Below are 18,975 nucleotides of genomic sequence, written 5' to 3'. Positions count from 1 at the left end.
CGGAGGCGAACCGAGTCCCTGAATAAGGGGCGCCGCCGGGCGGTCTGGCATGCCCGGAAGTTGCTTTGTCCTGAGACAGGAAGAAGTACAACTTCCCCAGTGCGCAAGGTCTTTCGGTCCCGGACGAACACGGCTACCGTCCAACTGAGATGTACAGGACATAGATGGTCTCCGATGTGACGGCGCACGTCGGTGAACAGCCACCTCCCCCCGGGGGGCCCGGTGCGAGAGCACCACCCCTGAGAGGGGAGCGCGATCCCTGCGCTCCCCTGGCAACCCGCACGTACGAACGGCCATTGTGGAGGACTTTCGTGCCCAGAAAACGCCCCCGAGCCAGATCCCTCCTCGCACTCCTGACCGGCGCCGTGCTCGCGGCAGCGAGCCTCAGCGCCGTACCCGCCGCCGCTCACGATCCCGAGCCGCCGGCCGCGGAAGAAAGCTTCCAGCAGGTGACCCTCGCGAAGGGCGCCGACGAGGTGGGCGAGCCGATGTCGCTCGCCGTCCTGCCGGACCGGCAGGTGCTGCACACCTCGCGTGACGGCACGCTGCGTATCACCGACGCGGGTGGCGCCACCAAGGTCTCCGGCACGCTGGAGGTCTACAGCCATGACGAAGAGGGACTCCAAGGCGTCGGGATCGACCCCGACTTCGCCGAGAACCGGGCGATCTATCTGTTCTACGCCCCCAAGCTCGACACCCCCGCCGGCGACGCGCCCGAGAACGGCACGGCCGCCGACTTCGCCCCCTTCGACGGGTACAACCGCCTCTCGCGCTTCACGCTGAACGAGGACGGCACCCTCAACAAGGCGAGCGAGAAGAAGGTCCTCGACGTCGCCACCTCGCGCGGCACCTGCTGCCATGTCGGCGGCGACATCGCCTTCGACGCGGACGGCAACCTCTATCTGTCGACCGGCGACGACACCAACCCCTTCGCCTCCGACGGCTACACCCCGATCGACGAGCGGTCCGACCGCAACCCGGCGTTCGACGCCCGGCGCAGCTCGGGCAACACCAACGACCTGCGCGGCAAGGTCCTGCGCGTCAAGGTCGCCGAGGACGGCTCGTACACGATCCCGGAGGGCAACCTCTTCGCCCCCGGCACCGAGAAGACCCGGCCCGAGATCTACGCGATGGGGTTCCGCAACCCGTTCCGTATCTCCGTCGACAAGAAGACCGGCATCGTCTACGTGGGTGACTACGGCCCCGACGCCGGCGCCGCCTCCCCGACCAGGGGACCGTCCGGACAGGTCGAGTTCGCCCGGGTCACCGAGGCCGGCAACTTCGGCTGGCCGTACTGCACGGGTGAGAACGACCCGTACATCGACTACGACTTCGCGACCGGGACCTCCGGCGCGGCCTTCGACTGCGCCGCGCCCAAGAACACCTCGCGGCACAACACCGGCCTGACTGACCTCCCGCCGGCGCAGTCCGCCTGGATCGCGTACGACGGCGGCAGCGTCCCCGAGTTCGGCACCGGCTCCGAGTCCCCGATGGGCGGCCCGGTCTACCGCTACGACCACGACCTGGACTCCCCGGTCAAGTTCCCGGAGTCCTACGACGGCGACTACTTCGCCGGCGAGTTCGGCCGCCAGTGGATCAAGCGGATCGAGCAGGGCGAGGACGGCACGGTCAGCGCGATCAACGACTTCCCGTGGACCGGCACCCAGGTCATGGACATGGAGTTCGGCCCCGACGGCGCGCTCTACGTGCTCGACTACGGCCTGGCCTGGTTCGGCGGTGACGAGAACTCGGCGGTCTACCGCATCGAGAACTCCACCGGCGGCAAGTCACCGATCGCCGTGGCCGCCGCGAACAAGACCTCAGGGAAGTCCCCGCTGAAGGTCACCTTCTCCTCGGCGGGCACCGAGGACGCCGACGACGATCCCCTCACCTACGCGTGGGACTTCGGCGACGGCACCACCTCCACCGAGGCCAACCCCAGCCACACGTACAAGAAGAACGGCACCTACACCGCGAACCTCATTGTCACCGACCCCACGGAGCGGACCGGTTCGGCGTCCGTACGCGTGGTCGTCGGCAACACGGCGCCCACGCTGACGCTGGAAATCCCGGCGGAGGGAACGCTCTTCAGCTTCGGTGACACCCTGCCCTTCAAGGTCAAGGTCACCGACCCCGAGGACGGCGCCGCAGGGCCCATCGACTGCTCCAAGGTCGTGGTCAGCTACATCCTCGGCCATGACAACCACGGCCACCCGATCACCTCCGCGAACGGCTGCGAAGGCACCATCACCGCGCCCGCCGACGGCGAGCACGACCCCAACGCCAATATCTTCGGCGTGATCGACGCCTCGTACACCGACGGCGGAGGCGGCGGCCAGGAGGCGCTCACCGGCCACGACCAGGCGCAGCTGCAGCCCCGTCACCGGCAGGCCGAGCACTTCAACAACTCGTCCGGCATCAAGACCTACGACAAGGCGAGTGCCAACGGCGGCAAGACCGTCGGCGACATCAACAACGACGACTGGATCTCCTTCACGCCGTACAACCTGACCGGGTCCAAGACGCTCACCGCCCGGATCTCCTCCGGCGGCGCCGGCGGATTCCTGGAGGTGCGGACGGGCTCCGCCACCGGCAACCTGCTCGGCTCCGCGCCGATCCCGGTCACCGGAAGCTGGGACATCTTCCAGGACATCGACGTACCGCTGCGGTCCGTACCGAAGAAGACCACCGAGCTGTTCCTGGTCTTCAAGGGCGGCGACGGCGCGCTGTACGACCTGGACGACTTCCAGCTCAGTACGGCCGTCGCGGGCAAGACCGAGAAGCGGGTCCTGGTCTTCTCCAAGACCGGCGGCTTCCGCCACGACTCGATCCCCGCGGGAGTCACCGCCCTCAAGGAACTGGGCAGCACCACCGGGATCACGGTCGACTCCACCGAGGAGGCCGGCCAGTTCACCACCAACAACCTGGCCAGGTACGACGCGGTGGTCTTCCTCTCCACCACCGGTGATGTCCTCAACGCCGACCAGCAGAAGGCGTTCGAGAACTATGTCGCCACCGGCGGCGGCTACATGGGGGTCCACGCCGCGGCGGACACCGAGTACGACTGGTCCTTCTACGGCGGCCTGGTGGGGGCCTACTTCGACTCCCACCCGGCGATCCAGTCCGCCACCGTGCGGGTAGAGGACCACGACCACCCGGCGACCGCCCATCTGGACGACGAGTGGCAGCGTACGGACGAGTGGTACAACTACCGCACCAACCCCCGTACGCAGGCCAAGGTCCTCGCCACCCTGGACGAGACCACCTACCAGGGCGGCAACATGAAGGGCGATCACCCGATCGCCTGGTGCCAGACGTACGAGGGCGGCCGTGCCTTCTACACCGGGGGCGGCCACACCAAGGAGTCGTACGCGGACGCGCCCTTCCGGCAGCATCTGCTCGGCGGACTGCGGTACGCGGCCGGCCAGGTCAAGGCCGACTGCAAGCCGGACACCGGCTACCGGGACATCTTCAACGGGAAGAGCCTGGCGGGCTGGAAGCAGGCAGGGCCCGGCACGTTCAACGTCGTCGACGGTGAACTGCGCTCCGAGGGCGGCATGGGCATGCTCTGGTACCAGGCCAAGGAGCTGAAGTCCTACTCGCTGAAGCTGGACTGGAAGCTGGCCGGCGACGACAACTCCGGAGTCTTCGTGGGCTTCCCGGCCTCGGACGACCCCTGGTCGGCGGTGAACAACGGGTACGAGGTGCAGATCGACGCCACCGACGCCCCGGACCGCACCACCGGCTCCGTCTACACCTTCAAATCGGCCAACATCAAGGCCAGGGACCAGGTTCTGCGGCCCCCGGGGCAGTGGAACAACTACGAGATCCGGGTTCAGGGCGAGCGTCTGCAGATCTTCCTGAACGGCGTGAAGATCAACGACTTCACCAACAGCGACCCGGCGCGCAGTCTCAAGGACGGCTACATCGGCATCCAGAACCATGGCGCCGACGACCAGGCGTCCTTCCGCAACATCCAGCTCAAGGAGCTGCCCTCCTCCTAGAAACCTCTAGGAGTCCTGGGAACCCCCAGGAGAGCAGCCCGTCAGCCGGCGGCGGGCGGGGAGGCGCCGTACCCCCCGCCCGCCGTCCACCACACCACATCACCGGCAGGGAGGCAGCCCGTGGCGACGACCACTACCGAATCGACTGCAGCACGCACCGGAGTCTGGTTCGTCGGAGCCCGCGGCTCCGTCGCCACGACTGCCGTCGCGGGATGCGCGGCGGTCACCGCCGGGCTCCACCCCGCGACGGGCATGGTCACCGAGACCCCGCCCTTCGCGGGGACGGGCCTCCCCGCCCTCTCCTCCCTGGTCTTCGGCGGACATGACACCGCGAGCTGTCCGCTGCCCAAACGGGCCGAGGCGCTGACCGCGGCGGGCGTACTGCCGCACGGTCTGCCCTCCGCGCTCCATGCCGAACTGACCGCCGCCGACCAGGAGATCAGGACCGGCGGACCCCACCCCGGCGACACCAGGAGCGACGAGGAACTCATCGCCGCCTTCGCCGCCGACATCACGGACTTCGCACGGCGCACCGGCGTCGCCCGTACGGTCGTCGTCAATGTCTCCTCCACGGAGGCCGAGCCCGCGCCGGACGATCCACGGCTGCCCGCCAGCTCGCTGTACGCGGCGGCCGCCGTCCAGGCCGGCTGCTCGTACGTCAACTTCACGCCGTCCACCGGGCTGCGCACCGCGGCCCTCACCGCCGCCGCCGAGGCCGGCGGCCTTCCCCACGCCGGCCGCGACGGCAAGACAGGCCAGACGCTGCTCCGTTCCGTGCTCGCCCCGATGTTCGTCCAGCGGGCCCTGACCGTACGGGCCTGGTCGGGCACGAACCTGCTGGGCGGCGGGGACGGAGCGGCGCTGGCCGACCCGGCCGCGGCGGCGGCCAAGAACGCGGGCAAGGAACGCGTCCTCGCCGACACGCTGGGCGCGGCCCCCGAGGGCGAGGTCCATATCGACGACGTCCCGGCGCTCGGCGACTGGAAGACCGCGTGGGACCACATCGCCTTCGACGGCTTCCTCGGCTCCCGGATGATCCTCCAGACGATCTGGCAGGGCTGCGACTCGGCGCTCGCCGCGCCGCTGGTGCTCGACCTGGCCCGGCTGGTGGCGCGCGCGCACGAGGCGGGGCTGAGCGGGCCGCTGCCCGAGCTGGGCTTCTACTTCAAGGATCCGGACGGCGGCCCCGCCGCCCTCGCCGAACAGTTCGAGGCACTGCTCACCTTCGCCGAGCGGCTGAGGGAGACGCGGTGAGCCTGCGCGCCTGGGCCGAACTGCTGAGGGTGTCCGCCCTGTTCACGGTCCCGGGCGACGCCCTGGCCGGCGCGGCCGCCCTCGGCATACGTCCCCACCGCGGCACCGCGCTCGCCGTGGGCGCCTCGCTCTGCCTGTACGAGGCGGGCATGGCGCTCAACGACTGGGCGGACCGCGAGGAGGACGCGCGCGACCGCCCCCACCGCCCGATCCCCTCGGGCCGGATCTCCCCGGCGGCGGCGCTCGCGGCGGCGGGCGCCCTGACCGGCGCGGGCCTGGCCCTGTCGGCCGGCGCGGGCCGCCCGGCCCTCGCGGTGAGCACGGCGCTGGCGGCCAGCGTCTGGGCGTACGACATCCGGCTGAAGCACACCCCGGCCGGGCCCGTCGCGATGGGCGCGGCCAGGGCCCTGGACCTGCTGCTCGGCGCGACGGCGACGGCGGGCGCGCTGCGCGGCGCGCGAGCCGCCCTGCCGTCCGCCGCGCTCCTCGGAGCGCACACCGTCGCGGTCACCACCGTCTCGCGCCGTGAGGCGCAGGGCGGTTCGACGGCCGCGCCGCTCGCCGCGCTCGCGGCCACCGCGGTCCTGGGCGTCCTGGCGGGCCGCCGCCGTAAGGCCGCGCCGCGACCGGCCGTCGTGGCCGCCCCGCCGGGACCTCCGGCCCCGCTCTCCTTCGGTCCGCGCCACGTCTCCCGCGGAGCCGGGCAGCCGGCCGTCCTCGCGCCCGTCCTCGCGGGCGCGCTCGCCGCCGTCTACGCGGGCACCGCAGGACGGCCCCTCCTGCACGCCGCGCTCAACCCCTCCCCGCCCCTCACCCAGCGCGCCGTCGGCGGCGGGATCCGGGCCATGATCCCGCTCCAGGCCGCGCTCGCCGCACGCGGCGGGGCGGCCGGTGTCGCGGCCGGCGTCATGGCGCTCGTGCCGCTCGCCCGCGCACTCGCACGGAAAGTGAGCCCCACATGAGTCTGCGTTTCGGATACGGCACCAACGGGCTCACCGACCTGCGGCTCGACGACGCCCTCGCGCTGCTCGCCGATCTCGGGTACGACGGGGTCGGGCTGACGCTCGACCACATGCATCTCGACCCGATGGCCCCCGAACTCGCCGCCCGCACCCAGCGGGTCGCCCGGCGGCTGGCCGAGCTGGGGCTCGGCGTCACCGTCGAGACCGGGGCCCGCTACGTACTCGACCCGCGCCGCAAGCACGGTCCTTCCCTGCTCGACCCGGACCCCGAAGGGCGGGCGGCCCGTACGCGACTGCTGATCACCGCCGTCCAGGTCGCCGCGGACCTCGGCGCCCACGCCGTGCACTGCTTCAGCGGCATCACCCCCGCGGGCACCGACACGGACACCGCCTGGAAGCGGCTCGAAGAGGCGATGGGACCGGTCCTCGACGCCGCGGAGGCCGCCGACATCCCGCTCGCCGTCGAGCCGGAGCCCGGCCATCTCGTCTCGGACCTCGCCGGCTTCCACCAGCTCAGGCACCGCCTCGGCGACCCGGACCTGCTCGGCCTCACGCTCGACATCGGCCACTGCCAGTGCCTGGAACCCGCCGCGCCCGCCGACTGCGTGCGCGAGGCCGCGCCCTGGCTGCGGCACGTACAGATCGAGGACATGCGGCGCGGCGTCCACGAGCATCTCCCGTTCGGGGACGGCGAGATCGACTTCCCGCCCGTGCTCGACGCGCTCGCCGCCACCGGCTACGAGGGCCTGACCGTCGTCGAACTGCCCCGCCACTCCCACGCCGGGCCCGAACTGGCCCGCACCTCCCTGGACTTCCTGCGTACGAAGGGAGCATCGGCATGACACCCACCCGCGAGGAGCTGTCTCCCCGGCTCGAGGCGGCCGCCGCGGCCTGGCTCGACGAGGCACTCGCCGAGGCGGCGACGGCCCGGGACGCGGCCCCCGCCGCCGCCGACAACGTTGCCGCCTCCTGGGAGCTGCGCTTCGCCGCCGCCGGACGCCACTGCGGGCGGTCCGGCGACACGGTCGACTCCGTACGCACCCTGCTCCTCCAGGAAGCCCGCGCCGATCTCGCCACGCTCACCCGGCTCTACCACCAGGGCGCCGCCGCCGAGCGCCGCGCCGTCCTGCTCGCCCTGCCGGACCGCGTCGAAGGGCCCGGCGCGCTGCCCCTGACCGAGGACGCGCTGCGGACCAACGACACCCGGCTGGTCGCCGCCGCCGTCGGCCCGTACGCCGCCGCCCACCTCGACCCCCACGCCTGGCGGCACGCCATCCTCAAATGCCTGTTCACGGGTGTGGACCTCGACGCCGTCGACGGCCTGGACAGACGTGCCCACGGAGACGCCGAACTGGCCAGGATGCTCGCCGACTTCGCGGCCGAGCGCACCGCCGCGGGCCGCTCCGTACCCGCCGACCTGCACCGCGCACTGAACCTGACCGGCGAGGAGTCCTGATGCGCATCTTCGACCCCCACATCCATATGACCTCCCGCACCACGGACGACTACCAGGCGATGTACGCCTCCGGTGTGCGCGCCCTGGTCGAGCCGTCCTTCTGGCTCGGCCAGCCCCGCACGTCGCCCGCCAGCTTCTTCGACTACTTCGACGCGCTCCTCGGCTGGGAGCCGTTCCGCGCGGCCCAGTACGGCATCGCCCACCACTGCACGCTCGCCCTCAACCCCAAAGAGGCGAACGACCCGCGCTGCACCCCCGTCCTGGACGCCCTGCCGCGCTATCTCGTCAAGGACTCCGTCGTCGCCGTCGGTGAGATCGGCTACGACTCCATGACCCCGGCCGAGGACTTCGCGCTCTCCGCGCAGCTCCAGCTCGCCGCCGACCACGGCCTGCCCGCGCTCGTCCACACCCCGCACCGGGACAAGCTGTCGGGCCTGCGCCGCACCATCGACGTCATACGCGAATCCGCCCTCGCCCCCGACCGGGTGCTGCTCGACCACCTCAACGAGACGACGGTCAAGGATGCGGCGGAGAGCGGCAGCTGGCTCGGCTTCTCCATCTACCCGGACACCAAGATGGACGAGGACCGCATGGTCGCCGTCCTCAAGTCCCACGGCACCGAGAAGGTGCTCGTCAACTCGGCCGCCGACTGGGGCAAGAGCGATCCCCTGAAGACCCGCAAGGTCGCCGACGCGATGCTCGCCGCCGGCTTCAGCGAGGACGACGTCGACCTGGTCCTGTGGCGCAACCCCGTCGCCTTCTACGGCCTCAGCGGCAGACTCCAGCTCGACGTCCCCGCCCCGGAGGCCCTCCACGAGGGCAACTCCATCCTCCGCGGCGGGGAGTGAGGCCATGCGCTTCCGCCACCCCGACGGCTCCACCGTCCACCTCTCGTACTGCACCAATGTCCACCCCGCCGAGACCCTCGACGGCGTCCTCGCCCAGCTGCGCGACCACTGCGAACCGGTACGCAAACGGCTCGGCAGGGACCGCCTCGGCATCGGCCTCTGGCTCGCCAAGGACGCCGCCCAGGCCCTGATCAACGACCCCTCGGTGCTGCGCGGCCTGCGCGCCGAACTGGACCGGCGCGGGCTCGAGGTCGTCACACTCAACGGCTTCCCGTACGAGGGCTTCGGCGCCGAAGAGGTCAAGTACCGCGTGTACAAACCGGACTGGGCCGATCCCGAGCGGCTCGCCCACACCAGCGACCTGGCCAGGCTGCTGGCCGCGCTGCTGCCCGACGATGTCACGGAAGGTTCCGTCTCCACCCTCCCGCTCGCCTGGCGCACCCCGTTCGACGACGCCGCGGCCCGCGCCGCCCACACCGCGCTGACCACGCTGGCGAAGCGGCTCGACGCGCTGGAGGAGCTGACCGGCAAGTCCATCCGGATCGCCCTGGAACCGGAGCCGGGCTGCACGGTCGAGACCACCGCCGACGCGATCGGCCCGCTCACCGACATCGCCAGCGGCCGGATCGGCATCTGTATCGACACCTGCCATCTCGCGACGTCCTTCGAGGACCCGGCCACCGCCCTGGCCGCGCTGCACGCCGCGCGCATCTCCATCCCCAAGGCCCAGCTCTCCGCGGCCCTGCACGCCGAACAGCCGCATCTGCCGGAGGTACGGGAAGCTCTCGGCGCCTTCGCCGAGCCCCGCTTCCTCCACCAGACCCGCACCCGCACCGCCGCCGGGCTGCACGGCACCGACGACCTCGACGAGGCCCTCAACGGCGGGGCACTGCCCGACGGCGCCCCCTGGCGCGCGCACTTCCACGTCCCGCTGCACGCCCCGCCCGCCCCGCCGCTCGCCTCCACCCTCCCCGTACTCCAGGACGCGCTGACCCGGCTCGTCGGCGGCGCGCAGCCGCTCACCCGCCATCTGGAAGTCGAGACCTACACCTGGCAGGCGCTCCCGCCGGAGCTGCGTCCCCGCTCGCGCGGACAGCTCGCCGACGGAATCGCCGCCGAACTCACCCTGGCCCGCGACCTCCTGGTCGACCTCGGCCTGAAGGAGCTGCCATGACCGAGAGCCCGACCCCGCTCCTCGTCCTCGATGTCGTCGGCCTGACCCCCCAGCTGCTCCACCACATGCCCCACCTCAAGAAGCTGGCCGGCGCCGGATCCCAGGCCCCGCTGACCACGGTCCTGCCCGCCGTCACCTGCAGCGCGCAGTCCACCTTCCTCACCGGGACGCTCCCCGCCGAGCACGGCATCGTCGGCAACGGCTGGTACTTCCGCGAGCTGGGCGACGTACTGCTCTGGCGCCAGCACAACGGGCTCGTCTCCGGCGACAAGCTGTGGGACGCCGCCCGCCGTGCCCACCCCGGCTACACCGTCGCCAACATCTGCTGGTGGTACGCGATGGGCGCGGACACCGACTTCACCGTCACGCCCCGCCCCGTCTACTACGCCGACGGCCGCAAGGAACCCGACTGCTACACCCGTCCGCCGGCGCTGCACGACGAACTCACCGAGAAGCTCGGCACGTTCCCCCTCTTCCACTTCTGGGGCCCCGGCGCCGACCTCGTCTCCTCGCAGTGGATCGTGGACGCCACCCGCCACATCATCGCCACCCGCCGGCCCGACCTGGCCCTGTGCTACCTCCCGCATCTCGACTACGACCTCCAGCGCTACGGCCCCGACGACCCCAGGTCCCATCAGGCGGCCGCCGACCTCGACGCGGCCATGGCACCGCTGCTGGACGACGCCAGGGCCGAGGGCCGTACCGTCGTCGCGCTGTCCGAGTACGGCATCACCCGGGTCTCGCGGCCGGTCGACATCAACCGGGCGCTGCGCCGGGCCGGGCTGCTGGAGGTGCACACCCAGGACGGCATGGAGTATCTCGACCCGATGGCCTCCCGCGCCTTCGCCGTCTCCGACCACCAGCTCGCCCATATCTACGTGCGCCGTCCCGAGGACCTCGACGCCACCCGCGAGGCTCTCCGGGATCTCCCCGGCATCGACGAGATCCTGGACGACGAGGGCAAGAAGAGCCACGGCCTGGACCACCCCCGCTCGGGCGAGCTGGTGGCCATCGCGGAACCGGACGCGTGGTTCACGTACTACTACTGGCTCGACGACGACCGGGCACCCGACTTCGCCCAGCTGGTCGAGATCCACCGCAAGCCGGGCTACGACCCCGTCGAGCTGTTCATGGACCCCCTCGATCCGTACGTACGCCTCAAGGCGGCCAAGGCGATAGCCCGCAAGAAGCTCGGCATGCGCTACCGCCTCGCGGTCGTCCCCCTCGACCCTTCTCCCATTCGCGGCAGCCACGGCCGCCTTCCGCAGAGCGACGACGAAGGTCCGCTCATCCTGTGCTCCACCCCCCGTGCCGTCAGTGGCCGTGTCGCGGCCACTGATGTGAAGTCCCTGCTCCTCCAGCTTGCCGGACTGCACTGACAAGCAAGCACTGACAAGCAAGCACCGCCAGTACAGACACAAAGGAGTTCCGCAATGAGCCGCAAGAAGTCAGCCGACCCCGAGCTCGCGCAGAAGCTCAGCAGACGCGGCATGCTCGGTGTCGCCGCGGGCGCCACCGCCGCCGCTGTCCTGGGTGCCTCGGCCACCCCCGCCGCCGCCCACGGCCGGGGACACGGGCACGACCACGGTCACGGCAAGGGACAGCCGGTCCTGCCGCCCGGCCGTCTCGGCATCCAGCTCTACTCCTTGCGTGACAAGGTGTCCTCGATCGGCTTCGCCAAGGTCTTCGACGAGCTGGAGCGCTTCGGCTACGACGAGATCGAGTACGCCGGTTACACCCAGGGCACCGGAGAGATCACCCTGGCCCAGCTCAAGAAGCTGGCCAGGGACCACGGTCTCAAGGGCATCGGCAGCCATGTCAACTACGCCGATGACAACAACCCGGACGCCTACAGCTTCGCCCAGAACCTCGACAAGGTCCTGGACGACGCCCAGGCCCTTGGTCTCGAGCACATCGGAACGGCCTCGGGGCCGTTCCGCTACGGCTCCACCGTCGATGCCTGGAAGCGGGCGGCCGAGGACTTCAACACCTACGGCGCGGCGGCCAGGCGGCGCGGCATGAAGTTCTACCAGCACAACCACGCGGAGGAGTTCTCCTTCGCCACCGACCAGCCGAACGTCCGTCTCTACGATGTTCTGCTGGCCGAGACCGACCCCGATCTGGTCTTCCTGGAGATGGACATCTACTGGGCGTTCGCCGGCCAGTTCCGCTTCAGCAAGACCGTCGAGGGCAAGCCCGCCCCCTTCGACCCGCTGCGCTACGTACTCAAGCAGCCCCACCGCTACCCGCTCTTCCACGTCAAGGACGGCATCGAGGACATCACCGCCCGCGACGGCTACCGGATGGTGGACGTCGGCGACGGTGACATCGACTACCAGCGCTTCATCTCGGCCGTGAACAAGACCCATGGCGGCCGCCGTGACCACCACTGGCAGGTGGAGCACGACCAGCCGGTGGACTCGATCGCCTTCGCCCGCAAGTCGTCGGCGCACCTGCACTCGCTGCGCGAAAAGCGGTAGGACCCTAGGCCCTGTCCGGCGCCCCACCCGCACACGGGGGACGGCCCTCCCCGCGGCTCTGTCCGAGCCGTGGGGAGGGCCGTCCTTCTGTGCGGGGCCGGGTGCCGGGTCAGGCGGCGTCCCGGCCGATCGGGTTCGGGTTCGGTTCGATCTTCTTGGCGTCCGGCCTTCCCGGCGCCTTCAGGAACAGCGCCAGCACCGCCGAAGCGAGTCCGATGCATCCCGCGATGACGAACGCGCCCTCGTAACCCCAGGCGCCCACCACCACGGCTCCCATGCCGGAGCCGACCAGGCCCGATATGAGCTTGGAGCTGTAGACCATGCCGTAGTTGGAAGCGTTGTTGTTCTCCCCGAAGTAGTCCGCGGTCATCGCCGCGAACAGCGGGAAGATCGCGCCCCCGCCGAAGCCGGAGACCATCGAGCAGAAGAGGAAGAACGGCATGCTGCCCATGGACCCGGAGACCAGCACGCCGAACTGAGCGCTGCCCAGGACCAGACAGACGAAGATCAGCGTGTTACGGCGTCCGTACCGGTCGGAGATCCAGCCGATGACCCCGCGCCCCGTACCGTTCACGATCGCCTTCAGCGACATCGCGGTGGCCACGATCCCGCCCGCGAACCCCATGTCCTTTCCGAAGGGCACCTGGAACGCGATTCCGAAAATATTGATTCCGGCCGTGCAGAGCAGGCAGAACCACATCATCCACAGCACCGGTGTGCGTGCCGCTTCCTTGGGTGAGTACTGCTTCACCGCCGGCGGGTTCTTCGCCAGCGCCCGCCGGATCCTCGGGTCCTCCGAGGTCTTGAGCGGGTCGGCGCCCGTCGGCCACCAGTACTTCGGCGGGTCCTTGAAGAACCAGCCGGCGACCGCGACGACGAGGCAGCAGATCACGCCGACGAGCACCAGCACGGTCTGGTAGTTGCTCAGGTCCATGTACGAGGTGAAGAGGAAGACGAAGGGCACGGAACCGTAGGCGAAACCGCCGTTGACGAGGCCGGTCTTGCCTCCCTTGCGTTCCGGATACCACTTGCCGACCATATTCACGCAGGTGGCGTAGACCAGACCGGCGCCGATACCGCTGAACATCCCGAAGCCGATGTACGCCACGATCACATGCGGCGCGTAGGCCAGGGAGACATAGCCGAGCAACGTACCGAGCGCGCCGAGCATCATGGCGTAGCGAGCGGGCAACTTGCCGCTCTCACGCAGCTGCCCGGCGGGGAAGGCGACGGCCGCCTGGAAGAAGATCCAGACGCCCATCAGCCAGAAGATGTGCCCGCTGTTCCAGAGATGGGCCTCGTGCAGAGTGTCCTCCGCCGAGGTGAACGCGTACTCCGACGAACTGATGCCGAGCATGCCCATCCAGGGGAAGAGCACCATCGTCCATCGCGGCCGGCCCATGATGTCCCGGTCGGTCTCACCGATCCGGTACACGCGGCCGTTGCGGTCCGTCACCTCCTTGAAGGGGACGGAGCTGGTGATGTGAGTCGTTGTCATAGGTGTCGCACCCCTTGCATCGAAAGAGCTGGCCAGCGCCCCCTGTCCAAAACCTTTCGTGCTCGCCCGGGCGGGTCAGGTCATTGATCGCCTCCCAACCGCCCGGTCGGTGCCGCGTGCTGACGAGGCGTCACAGCAGCCCCGCCGCCCGTGCCCAGCGATATTTCGCACCGAGCACCTCGACCGGCCTCTCGGTGGTGTACGGGTAGGCCACGACGCCGTGCTCGAAGAGGTACTGGCACGCCTCCTCGACCTCGACATCGCCCGCGAGGGAGGCCACGACGGGCTTCTGGATGCCCCGTGCCCGGAACTCCGCGACGACCCGCGCCGTCAGTTCGGCGAAGACCATCGGCGGGGTGACGATCGTGTGCCAGTAGCCCAGGACCAGCGAGTGGATCCGCGGGTCCTCCAGGCCGAGCCTGATCGTCGCCTCGTAGGTGGACGGAGGCTCGCCGCCGGTGATGTCCACCGGGTTGCCGGCCGCTCCGAAGGGCGGGATGAACTTACGGAACGCCTCGTCCAGATCCGGCGGTATCTCCATCAGCGACAGACCGTTGTCGACGATGGCGTCCGAGAGCAGGACCCCCGAGCCGCCCGCGCCCGTGATGATCACGACGTTGTCGCCCTGCGGAGTGGGGAGCACCGGCAGCGCCCGCGCGTACTCCAGCATCTCGTTGAGACCCGGCGCCCGGATGACACCGGCCTGCCGCAGGATGTCGTCGTACACCGCGTCGTCACCGGCGAGCGCGCCGGTGTGCGAGCCCGCGGCCTTGGCGCCGGCCGCGGTACGACCGGCCTTCAGGACCACCACCGGCTTCTTCGGCACGGTCGCGCGGGCCGCCTCCACGAAGGCCCGGCCGTCCTTCAGGTCCTCCAGGTGCATCGCGATGCACTCGGTGTTCGGGTCCTCGCCGAACCAGGTCAGCAGATCGTCCTCGTCGAGGTCCGACTTGTTGCCGAGGCCCACGATGGCCGAGACACCCGTCTTGGTGCTCCTGGCGAAGCCGAGGATCGCCATGCCGATGCCGCCGGACTGCGAGGTCAGCGCCACGCCGCCCTTGACGTCGTACGGGGTGCAGAAGGTGGCGCAGAGGTCCTGCCAGGTGGAGTAGTAGCCGTAGATGTTCGGCCCCAGCAGCCGTACGCCGTACTCCTCGGCGATCTCCACGATCCGCGCCTGGAGTTCGTGCTCGCCGGTCTCGGCGAAGCCGGACGGGATCAGGACGGCGTTCGGTATGCCCTTGCGGCCGACCTCTTCCAACGCCGCGGCGACGAACTTCGCGGGAATCGCGAAGACCGCCACATCGGGCTCGCCAGGAACATCCATCACGCTCTTGTATGCCTTACGGCCGAGTATGTCATCGGCCTTGGGGTTCACCGGATGAATATCGCCCGGAAACCCTCCGTCGATCAGGTTCCGCATGACCGAATTCCCGATCTTGCCCTGCTCGTTCGAGGCGCCGATCACGGCCACCGAGCGCGGCTTCATCAGCCGCCGCATCGAGACGAGGATCTCCTCGCGCGTGTATCTCCGCCGCTCGGCCGGCACCTCGGTGGTCAGCAGGATCCGCACATCGGCGGCCATCACCCCGCTCTCCGAGGCGAACACCGGATTGAGGTCGACCTCGGCGATCTCCGGGAAGTCGGCCGCGAGCCGGGACACCTTGACCACCAGCTCGGCCAGCGCGTCCCGGTCGACGGCCGCGCCGCCCCGGACGCCGCGCAGGATCTCCGCGGCGCGGATCCCGTCGAGCATCGACAGCGCGTCGTCCTTGGAAGCCGGGGCGAGCCGGAAGGTGACGTCCTTGAGGACCTCCACCAGCACGCCGCCGAGGCCGAAGGCCACGATCTTGCCGAAGGTCGGGTCCGTGACCGTACCGATGAGCACCTCGGTACCGGCCGGCACCATCTGCTGCACCTGGACGCCGAGGATCCGCGCGTCCGGGTCGTACGCCTTGGCGTTGGTGACGATCGAGGTGAACGCCCCCCGTACCTCGGCGGCCGACGTCAGCCCGATCCGTACGCCGCCCGCGTCCGTCTTGTGCAGGATCTCGGGCGAGACGATCTTCATGGCGACCGGGAAACCGATCCGGTCGGCGAGCGCCACGGCGGCGTCGGCGTTCTCGGCGAGGGCCTCGGCCGGGGTGGGGATGCCGTAGGCGTCCGTGACGGCCTTGCCCTCGGGCGCAGTCAGGGACGTACGCCCCTGGGCGAGCGCGGCGTCCAGGACGGCGCGTACGGCCGCGTGATTCGGTTCTGTGGTGTCCACTGCTAGATGACTCCGTTCGTCTTGAGCAGGCGCAGTTCCTCGGCGCCCAGACCCAGCTCGCCGATGTACACCTCTTCGTTGTGTTCGCCGAGCAGCGGTGAAGTGACCACGTCCACGGGGGAGTCGGAGAGTTTCAGTGGGCTGCCGACCGTGGTGAACGAGCCGCGCTCGGGGTGGGAGACCTGGACGACCATCTCGTTCGCCGCCAGCGACGCGTCCTCGATGATCTCCTTGGTGGAGAGGATCGGACCGCACGGGATGTTGTGGGCGTTGAGCTTCTCCAGCACCTCCCACTTGGGAAGGGTGGCCGTCCACTCCTCGATGAGCTGGAACATCTTGCCCAGCTTGGGCAGCCGGGCCTCCGGGCTCGCCCACTCCGGGTCCTCCGCCAGCTCGGGCCGGCCGATCAGCTCGGTGACCGGGCGCCAGCCCACGGGCTGCACGATCACATAGACGTAGTCGTTCGGACCGCCGGGCGCGCACTTCACGGCCCAGCCCGGCTGCCCGCCGCCGCTCGCGTTGCCGCTGCGCGGCACCTCGTCGCCGAAGTCGTCGTTCGGGTACTCGGCGAGCGGACCGTGGGCCAGACGCTGCTGGTCGCGCAGCTTCACCCGGCACAGATTGAGCACCGCGTGCTGCATCGCGACATTGACCCGCTGGCCGCGGCCGGTGCTCTCACGCTGGTAGAGCGCGGCGAGAATGCCGGCGACGGCGTGGATGCCGGTGCCGGAGTCGCCGATCTGCGCCCCGGTGGCGAGCGGCGGCCCGTCCTCGAAGCCGGTCGAGGTCATCGAGCCGCCCATGGCCTGGGCGACGACCTCGTACGCCTTGAAATTGGTGTACGGGCCCTCGCCGAAGCCCTTGATGGAGGCGTAGACGATCTGCGGGTTGATCTCCTGGATGCGCTCCCAGGTGAAACCCATCCGGTCCACGGCGCCGGGGCCGAAGTTCTCCACCATGACGTCCGAGCGGCGGATGAGCTCCGTGAGGATCTCCTTGCCGCGCTCCGACTTGGTGTTGAGGGTGATGGACCGCTTGTTGCAGTTGAGCATCGTGAAGTACAGCGAGTCGACATCGGGGAGATCGCGGAGCTGCTTGCGGGTGATGTCGCCGGTCGGTGCCTCCAGCTTCACCACGTCCGCGCCGAGCCAGCCGAGCAACTGGGTTGCGGAGGGCCCCGACTGAACATGCGTCATGTCGAGGACCCGGACGCCGGTGAGCGCTTTCGTTCCTTGCGGGGTCTCAAGAGCCTGCGTCATGGGAGGGCTCCTTCACTTGTACATGGTCTGGTTCATGGTTCCGGGGGCGTACGCGTCGGGGTCGACCCAGACGTTGATCAGCGACGGCAGACCCGACTCACGGGCCCGCTGGAGCGCGGGCGCGATGTCGGCGGGGTCGCGGACCTCCTCGCCGTAACCGCCCAGCATCTGGGCGAACTTGTCGTAGTGGACATCGCCGAGGGTGTTGCCGACGCGCTCGCGCTCGTCGCCGTACTTGGCCTTCTGGCCGTAACGGATCTGGTTCATCGAGGAGTTGTTGCCGACGATGCCGACGAACGGCAGGTTGTAGCGGACCAGCGTCTCGAAGTCCCAGCCGGTCAGGGAGAACGCACCGTCGCCGAAGAGCGCGACGACCTCCTTGTCGGGCCGCGCCTGCTTGGCGGCGAGGACGAAGGGGACGCCGACACCGAGGGTGCCCAGCGGGCCCGGGTCCATCCAGTGGCCCGGCGACTTGGGCTGGACGACCTGGCCGGAGAAGGTGACGATGTCGCCGCCGTCGCCGATGTAGATCGAGTCCTCGGTGAGGAATTCGTTGATCTCGCTGACCAGCCGGTAGGGGTGGATGGGGGAGGAGTCCGACTTCAGCTGCGGCAGCCGCTTCTCGATCGCCGTCTGTTCGGCGGCGCGCAGCTCGTCCAGCCAGGCCTTGCGCCGGACCGATCCGCCGTTGACGCGGCCGCTCGCGGCCTGGGTGACCGACGCGAGCACGAGCCCCGCGTCGCCCACGATGCCCAGGTCGATGTCCCGGTTCTTGCCGACCGTGCGGTAGTCGAGATCGATCTGGACGACCGTCGCGTTCGGCGAGAGACGCTTTCCGTACCCCATCCGGAAGTCGAAGGGGGTTCCGACGATGACGATGAGGTCGGCGTTGGAGAAGGCGTAGCGCCGGGACAGCTGGAAGTGGTGCGGATCGCCCGGCGCCAGCGTGCCGCGTCCCGCCCCGTTCATGTACGCGGGGACGTTCAGCGTCCGCACCAGCTCGATCGCGGAGTCGGTCCCCCGCGTCGTCCAGACCTGGCTGCCGAGCAGGATGGCCGGCTTATCGGCCTGGACGAGGAGGTCGGCGAGCTTCTCGATGGCTTCGGGGTCACCGGCCGAACGGGTCGAGGCCCGGTAGCGCCCGGACTCGGGGATCCGGGCCTTCTCCACCGGCACCTTGGCGTCCAGCACATCGCGCGGGATCTCCAGGAAGGACGGGCCGGGAGCGCCGTGATAGCACTCGCGGAACGCCATCGACACCATGTCGGCCGCGCGCGCCGTGTCCGGCACGGTCGCGGCGAACTTGGTGATCGGGGTCATCATGTCGACGTGCGGCAGGTCCTGGAGTGAACCCATCTTGTGCTGGGTGAGGGCGCCTTGGCCGCCGATGAGCAGCATCGGGGACTCGGCGCGGAAGGCGTTGGCGACACCGGTGACGGCGTCGGTGGTGCCCGGACCCGCGGTGACCACCGCGCAGCCCGGCTTTCCGGTGATACGGGCGTAGCCGTCCGCGGCGTGCGCGGCTACCTGCTCATGACGTACGTCGACGACTTCGATGCCTTCGTCGACGCAGCCGTCGTAGATGTCGATGATGTGGCCGCCGCAGAGGGTGTAAATGACCTCTACGCCCTCTGCTTTGAGGGCCTTGGCGACCAGATGACCACCGGAGATGAGTTCCTGGCTGTCGTCGGGCATGAGGTAGTCCCTGTCCCTTCGTAGGGGAGGGCCTGCGCCCTCCCGGTACATTGCATACAGTCGACGAATACTGTAT

The 18,975-nt window shown here is 69.9% G+C and carries 13 protein-coding genes; 9 read left to right on the top strand and 4 right to left on the bottom strand.

All coding sequences use genetic code 11. The features are described from left to right. The first annotated feature begins 311 nt into the window (after window positions 1-311). The 9 genes from ACFVWW_RS05455 to ACFVWW_RS05415 all read left to right on the top strand — a co-directional run bounded on the left by ACFVWW_RS05455 (window position 312) and on the right by ACFVWW_RS05415 (window position 12,178). Window positions 312-4,004, top strand: a complete 3,693-nt coding sequence (locus ACFVWW_RS05455) for a ThuA domain-containing protein (protein WP_384181424.1) — start codon at window positions 312-314, stop codon at window positions 4,002-4,004. 120 nt (window positions 4,005-4,124) lie between these two features. Beyond that, entirely contained in the window at window positions 4,125-5,258 is a 1,134-nt protein-coding gene (locus tag ACFVWW_RS05450) for an inositol-3-phosphate synthase (protein WP_384336885.1), read from the top strand. Continuing rightward, window positions 5,255-6,220 carry an SCO3242 family prenyltransferase gene (locus tag ACFVWW_RS05445; protein WP_384336883.1) on the top strand — a complete coding sequence of 322 codons (966 nt, stop codon included), beginning with the start codon at window positions 5,255-5,257 and terminating at the stop codon, window positions 6,218-6,220. Before ACFVWW_RS05450 ends, ACFVWW_RS05445 begins: the two co-directional genes overlap by 4 nt. After that, the gene (locus ACFVWW_RS05440) at window positions 6,217-7,062 is read left to right on the top strand and encodes a sugar phosphate isomerase/epimerase family protein (protein ID WP_386876067.1); all 846 of its coding nucleotides are present in this window, start codon (window positions 6,217-6,219) and stop codon (window positions 7,060-7,062) included. Before ACFVWW_RS05445 ends, ACFVWW_RS05440 begins: the two co-directional genes overlap by 4 nt. Next, window positions 7,059-7,676: an EboA domain-containing protein gene (locus ACFVWW_RS05435; protein WP_386876065.1), complete on the top strand. Its 618-nt coding sequence runs from the start codon at window positions 7,059-7,061 to the stop codon at window positions 7,674-7,676. The genes ACFVWW_RS05440 and ACFVWW_RS05435 overlap by 4 nt, the downstream gene beginning before the upstream one ends. Continuing rightward, entirely contained in the window at window positions 7,676-8,524 is an 849-nt protein-coding gene (locus ACFVWW_RS05430; protein ID WP_384181434.1) for a TatD family hydrolase, read from the top strand. The genes ACFVWW_RS05435 and ACFVWW_RS05430 overlap by 1 nt, the downstream gene beginning before the upstream one ends. Window positions 8,525-8,528: 4 nt before the next feature. Then, window positions 8,529-9,698 (top strand): metabolite traffic protein EboE, encoded by a 1,170-nt coding sequence (eboE, locus tag ACFVWW_RS05425; protein WP_384336877.1) that lies wholly within the window; start codon window positions 8,529-8,531, stop codon window positions 9,696-9,698. Continuing rightward, on the top strand, window positions 9,695-11,077 hold the full coding sequence (locus ACFVWW_RS05420) for an alkaline phosphatase family protein (RefSeq protein WP_384181438.1): 1,383 nt from the start codon (window positions 9,695-9,697) through the stop codon (window positions 11,075-11,077). The genes eboE and ACFVWW_RS05420 overlap by 4 nt, the downstream gene beginning before the upstream one ends. A gap of 54 nt (window positions 11,078-11,131) precedes the next feature. Beyond that, window positions 11,132-12,178, top strand: a complete 1,047-nt coding sequence (locus ACFVWW_RS05415) for a sugar phosphate isomerase/epimerase family protein (protein WP_386876062.1) — start codon at window positions 11,132-11,134, stop codon at window positions 12,176-12,178. A gap of 109 nt (window positions 12,179-12,287) precedes the next feature. Here the strand turns inward: ACFVWW_RS05415 and ACFVWW_RS05410 are convergent, their stop codons facing one another. The 4 genes from ACFVWW_RS05410 to ACFVWW_RS05395 all read right to left on the bottom strand — a co-directional run bounded on the left by ACFVWW_RS05410 (window position 12,288) and on the right by ACFVWW_RS05395 (window position 18,899). Then, window positions 12,288-13,676 carry an OFA family MFS transporter gene (locus tag ACFVWW_RS05410; RefSeq protein ID WP_384181442.1) on the bottom strand — a complete coding sequence of 463 codons (1,389 nt, stop codon included), beginning with the start codon at window positions 13,674-13,676 and terminating at the stop codon, window positions 12,288-12,290. A 130-nt stretch (window positions 13,677-13,806) separates the two neighbouring features. Then, window positions 13,807-15,945 carry an acetate--CoA ligase family protein gene (locus tag ACFVWW_RS05405; RefSeq protein ID WP_384181444.1) on the bottom strand — a complete coding sequence of 713 codons (2,139 nt, stop codon included), beginning with the start codon at window positions 15,943-15,945 and terminating at the stop codon, window positions 13,807-13,809. A 2-nt stretch (window positions 15,946-15,947) separates the two neighbouring features. Beyond that, window positions 15,948-17,204, bottom strand: coding sequence for a formyl-CoA transferase (frc, locus tag ACFVWW_RS05400; RefSeq protein WP_386876060.1), 1,257 nt, complete (start codon window positions 17,202-17,204; stop codon window positions 15,948-15,950). A 12-nt stretch (window positions 17,205-17,216) separates the two neighbouring features. Further along, complete coding sequence (locus tag ACFVWW_RS05395; protein ID WP_384181448.1) at window positions 17,217-18,899, bottom strand: thiamine pyrophosphate-binding protein; 1,683 nt, start codon at window positions 18,897-18,899, stop codon at window positions 17,217-17,219. Window positions 18,900-18,975: the final 76 nt, after the last annotated feature.

It is taken from the genome of Streptomyces sp. NPDC058198 (assembly GCF_042882605.1).
In the GTDB taxonomy this organism is placed as follows: Bacteria; Actinomycetota; Actinomycetes; order Streptomycetales; family Streptomycetaceae; genus Streptomyces.
Note: the sequence above shows the minus strand (reverse complement) of the source record. Positions and strands in the feature narration are given on the sequence as shown.

Coding starts and splice junctions, on each gene's coding strand:
- ACFVWW_RS05430 (WP_384181434.1), top strand. CDS start 7,676: ATGCGCATCTTCGACCCCCACATCCATATGACCTCCCGCACCACGGAC.
- ACFVWW_RS05435 (WP_386876065.1), top strand. CDS start 7,059: ATGACACCCACCCGCGAGGAGCTGTCTCCCCGGCTCGAGGCGGCCGCC.
- ACFVWW_RS05410 (WP_384181442.1), bottom strand. CDS start 13,676: ATGACAACGACTCACATCACCAGCTCCGTCCCCTTCAAGGAGGTGACG.
- ACFVWW_RS05420 (WP_384181438.1), top strand. CDS start 9,695: ATGACCGAGAGCCCGACCCCGCTCCTCGTCCTCGATGTCGTCGGCCTG.
- ACFVWW_RS05395 (WP_384181448.1), bottom strand. CDS start 18,899: ATGCCCGACGACAGCCAGGAACTCATCTCCGGTGGTCATCTGGTCGCC.
- frc (WP_386876060.1), bottom strand. CDS start 17,204: ATGACGCAGGCTCTTGAGACCCCGCAAGGAACGAAAGCGCTCACCGGC.
- ACFVWW_RS05440 (WP_386876067.1), top strand. CDS start 6,217: ATGAGTCTGCGTTTCGGATACGGCACCAACGGGCTCACCGACCTGCGG.
- ACFVWW_RS05415 (WP_386876062.1), top strand. CDS start 11,132: ATGAGCCGCAAGAAGTCAGCCGACCCCGAGCTCGCGCAGAAGCTCAGC.
- eboE (WP_384336877.1), top strand. CDS start 8,529: ATGCGCTTCCGCCACCCCGACGGCTCCACCGTCCACCTCTCGTACTGC.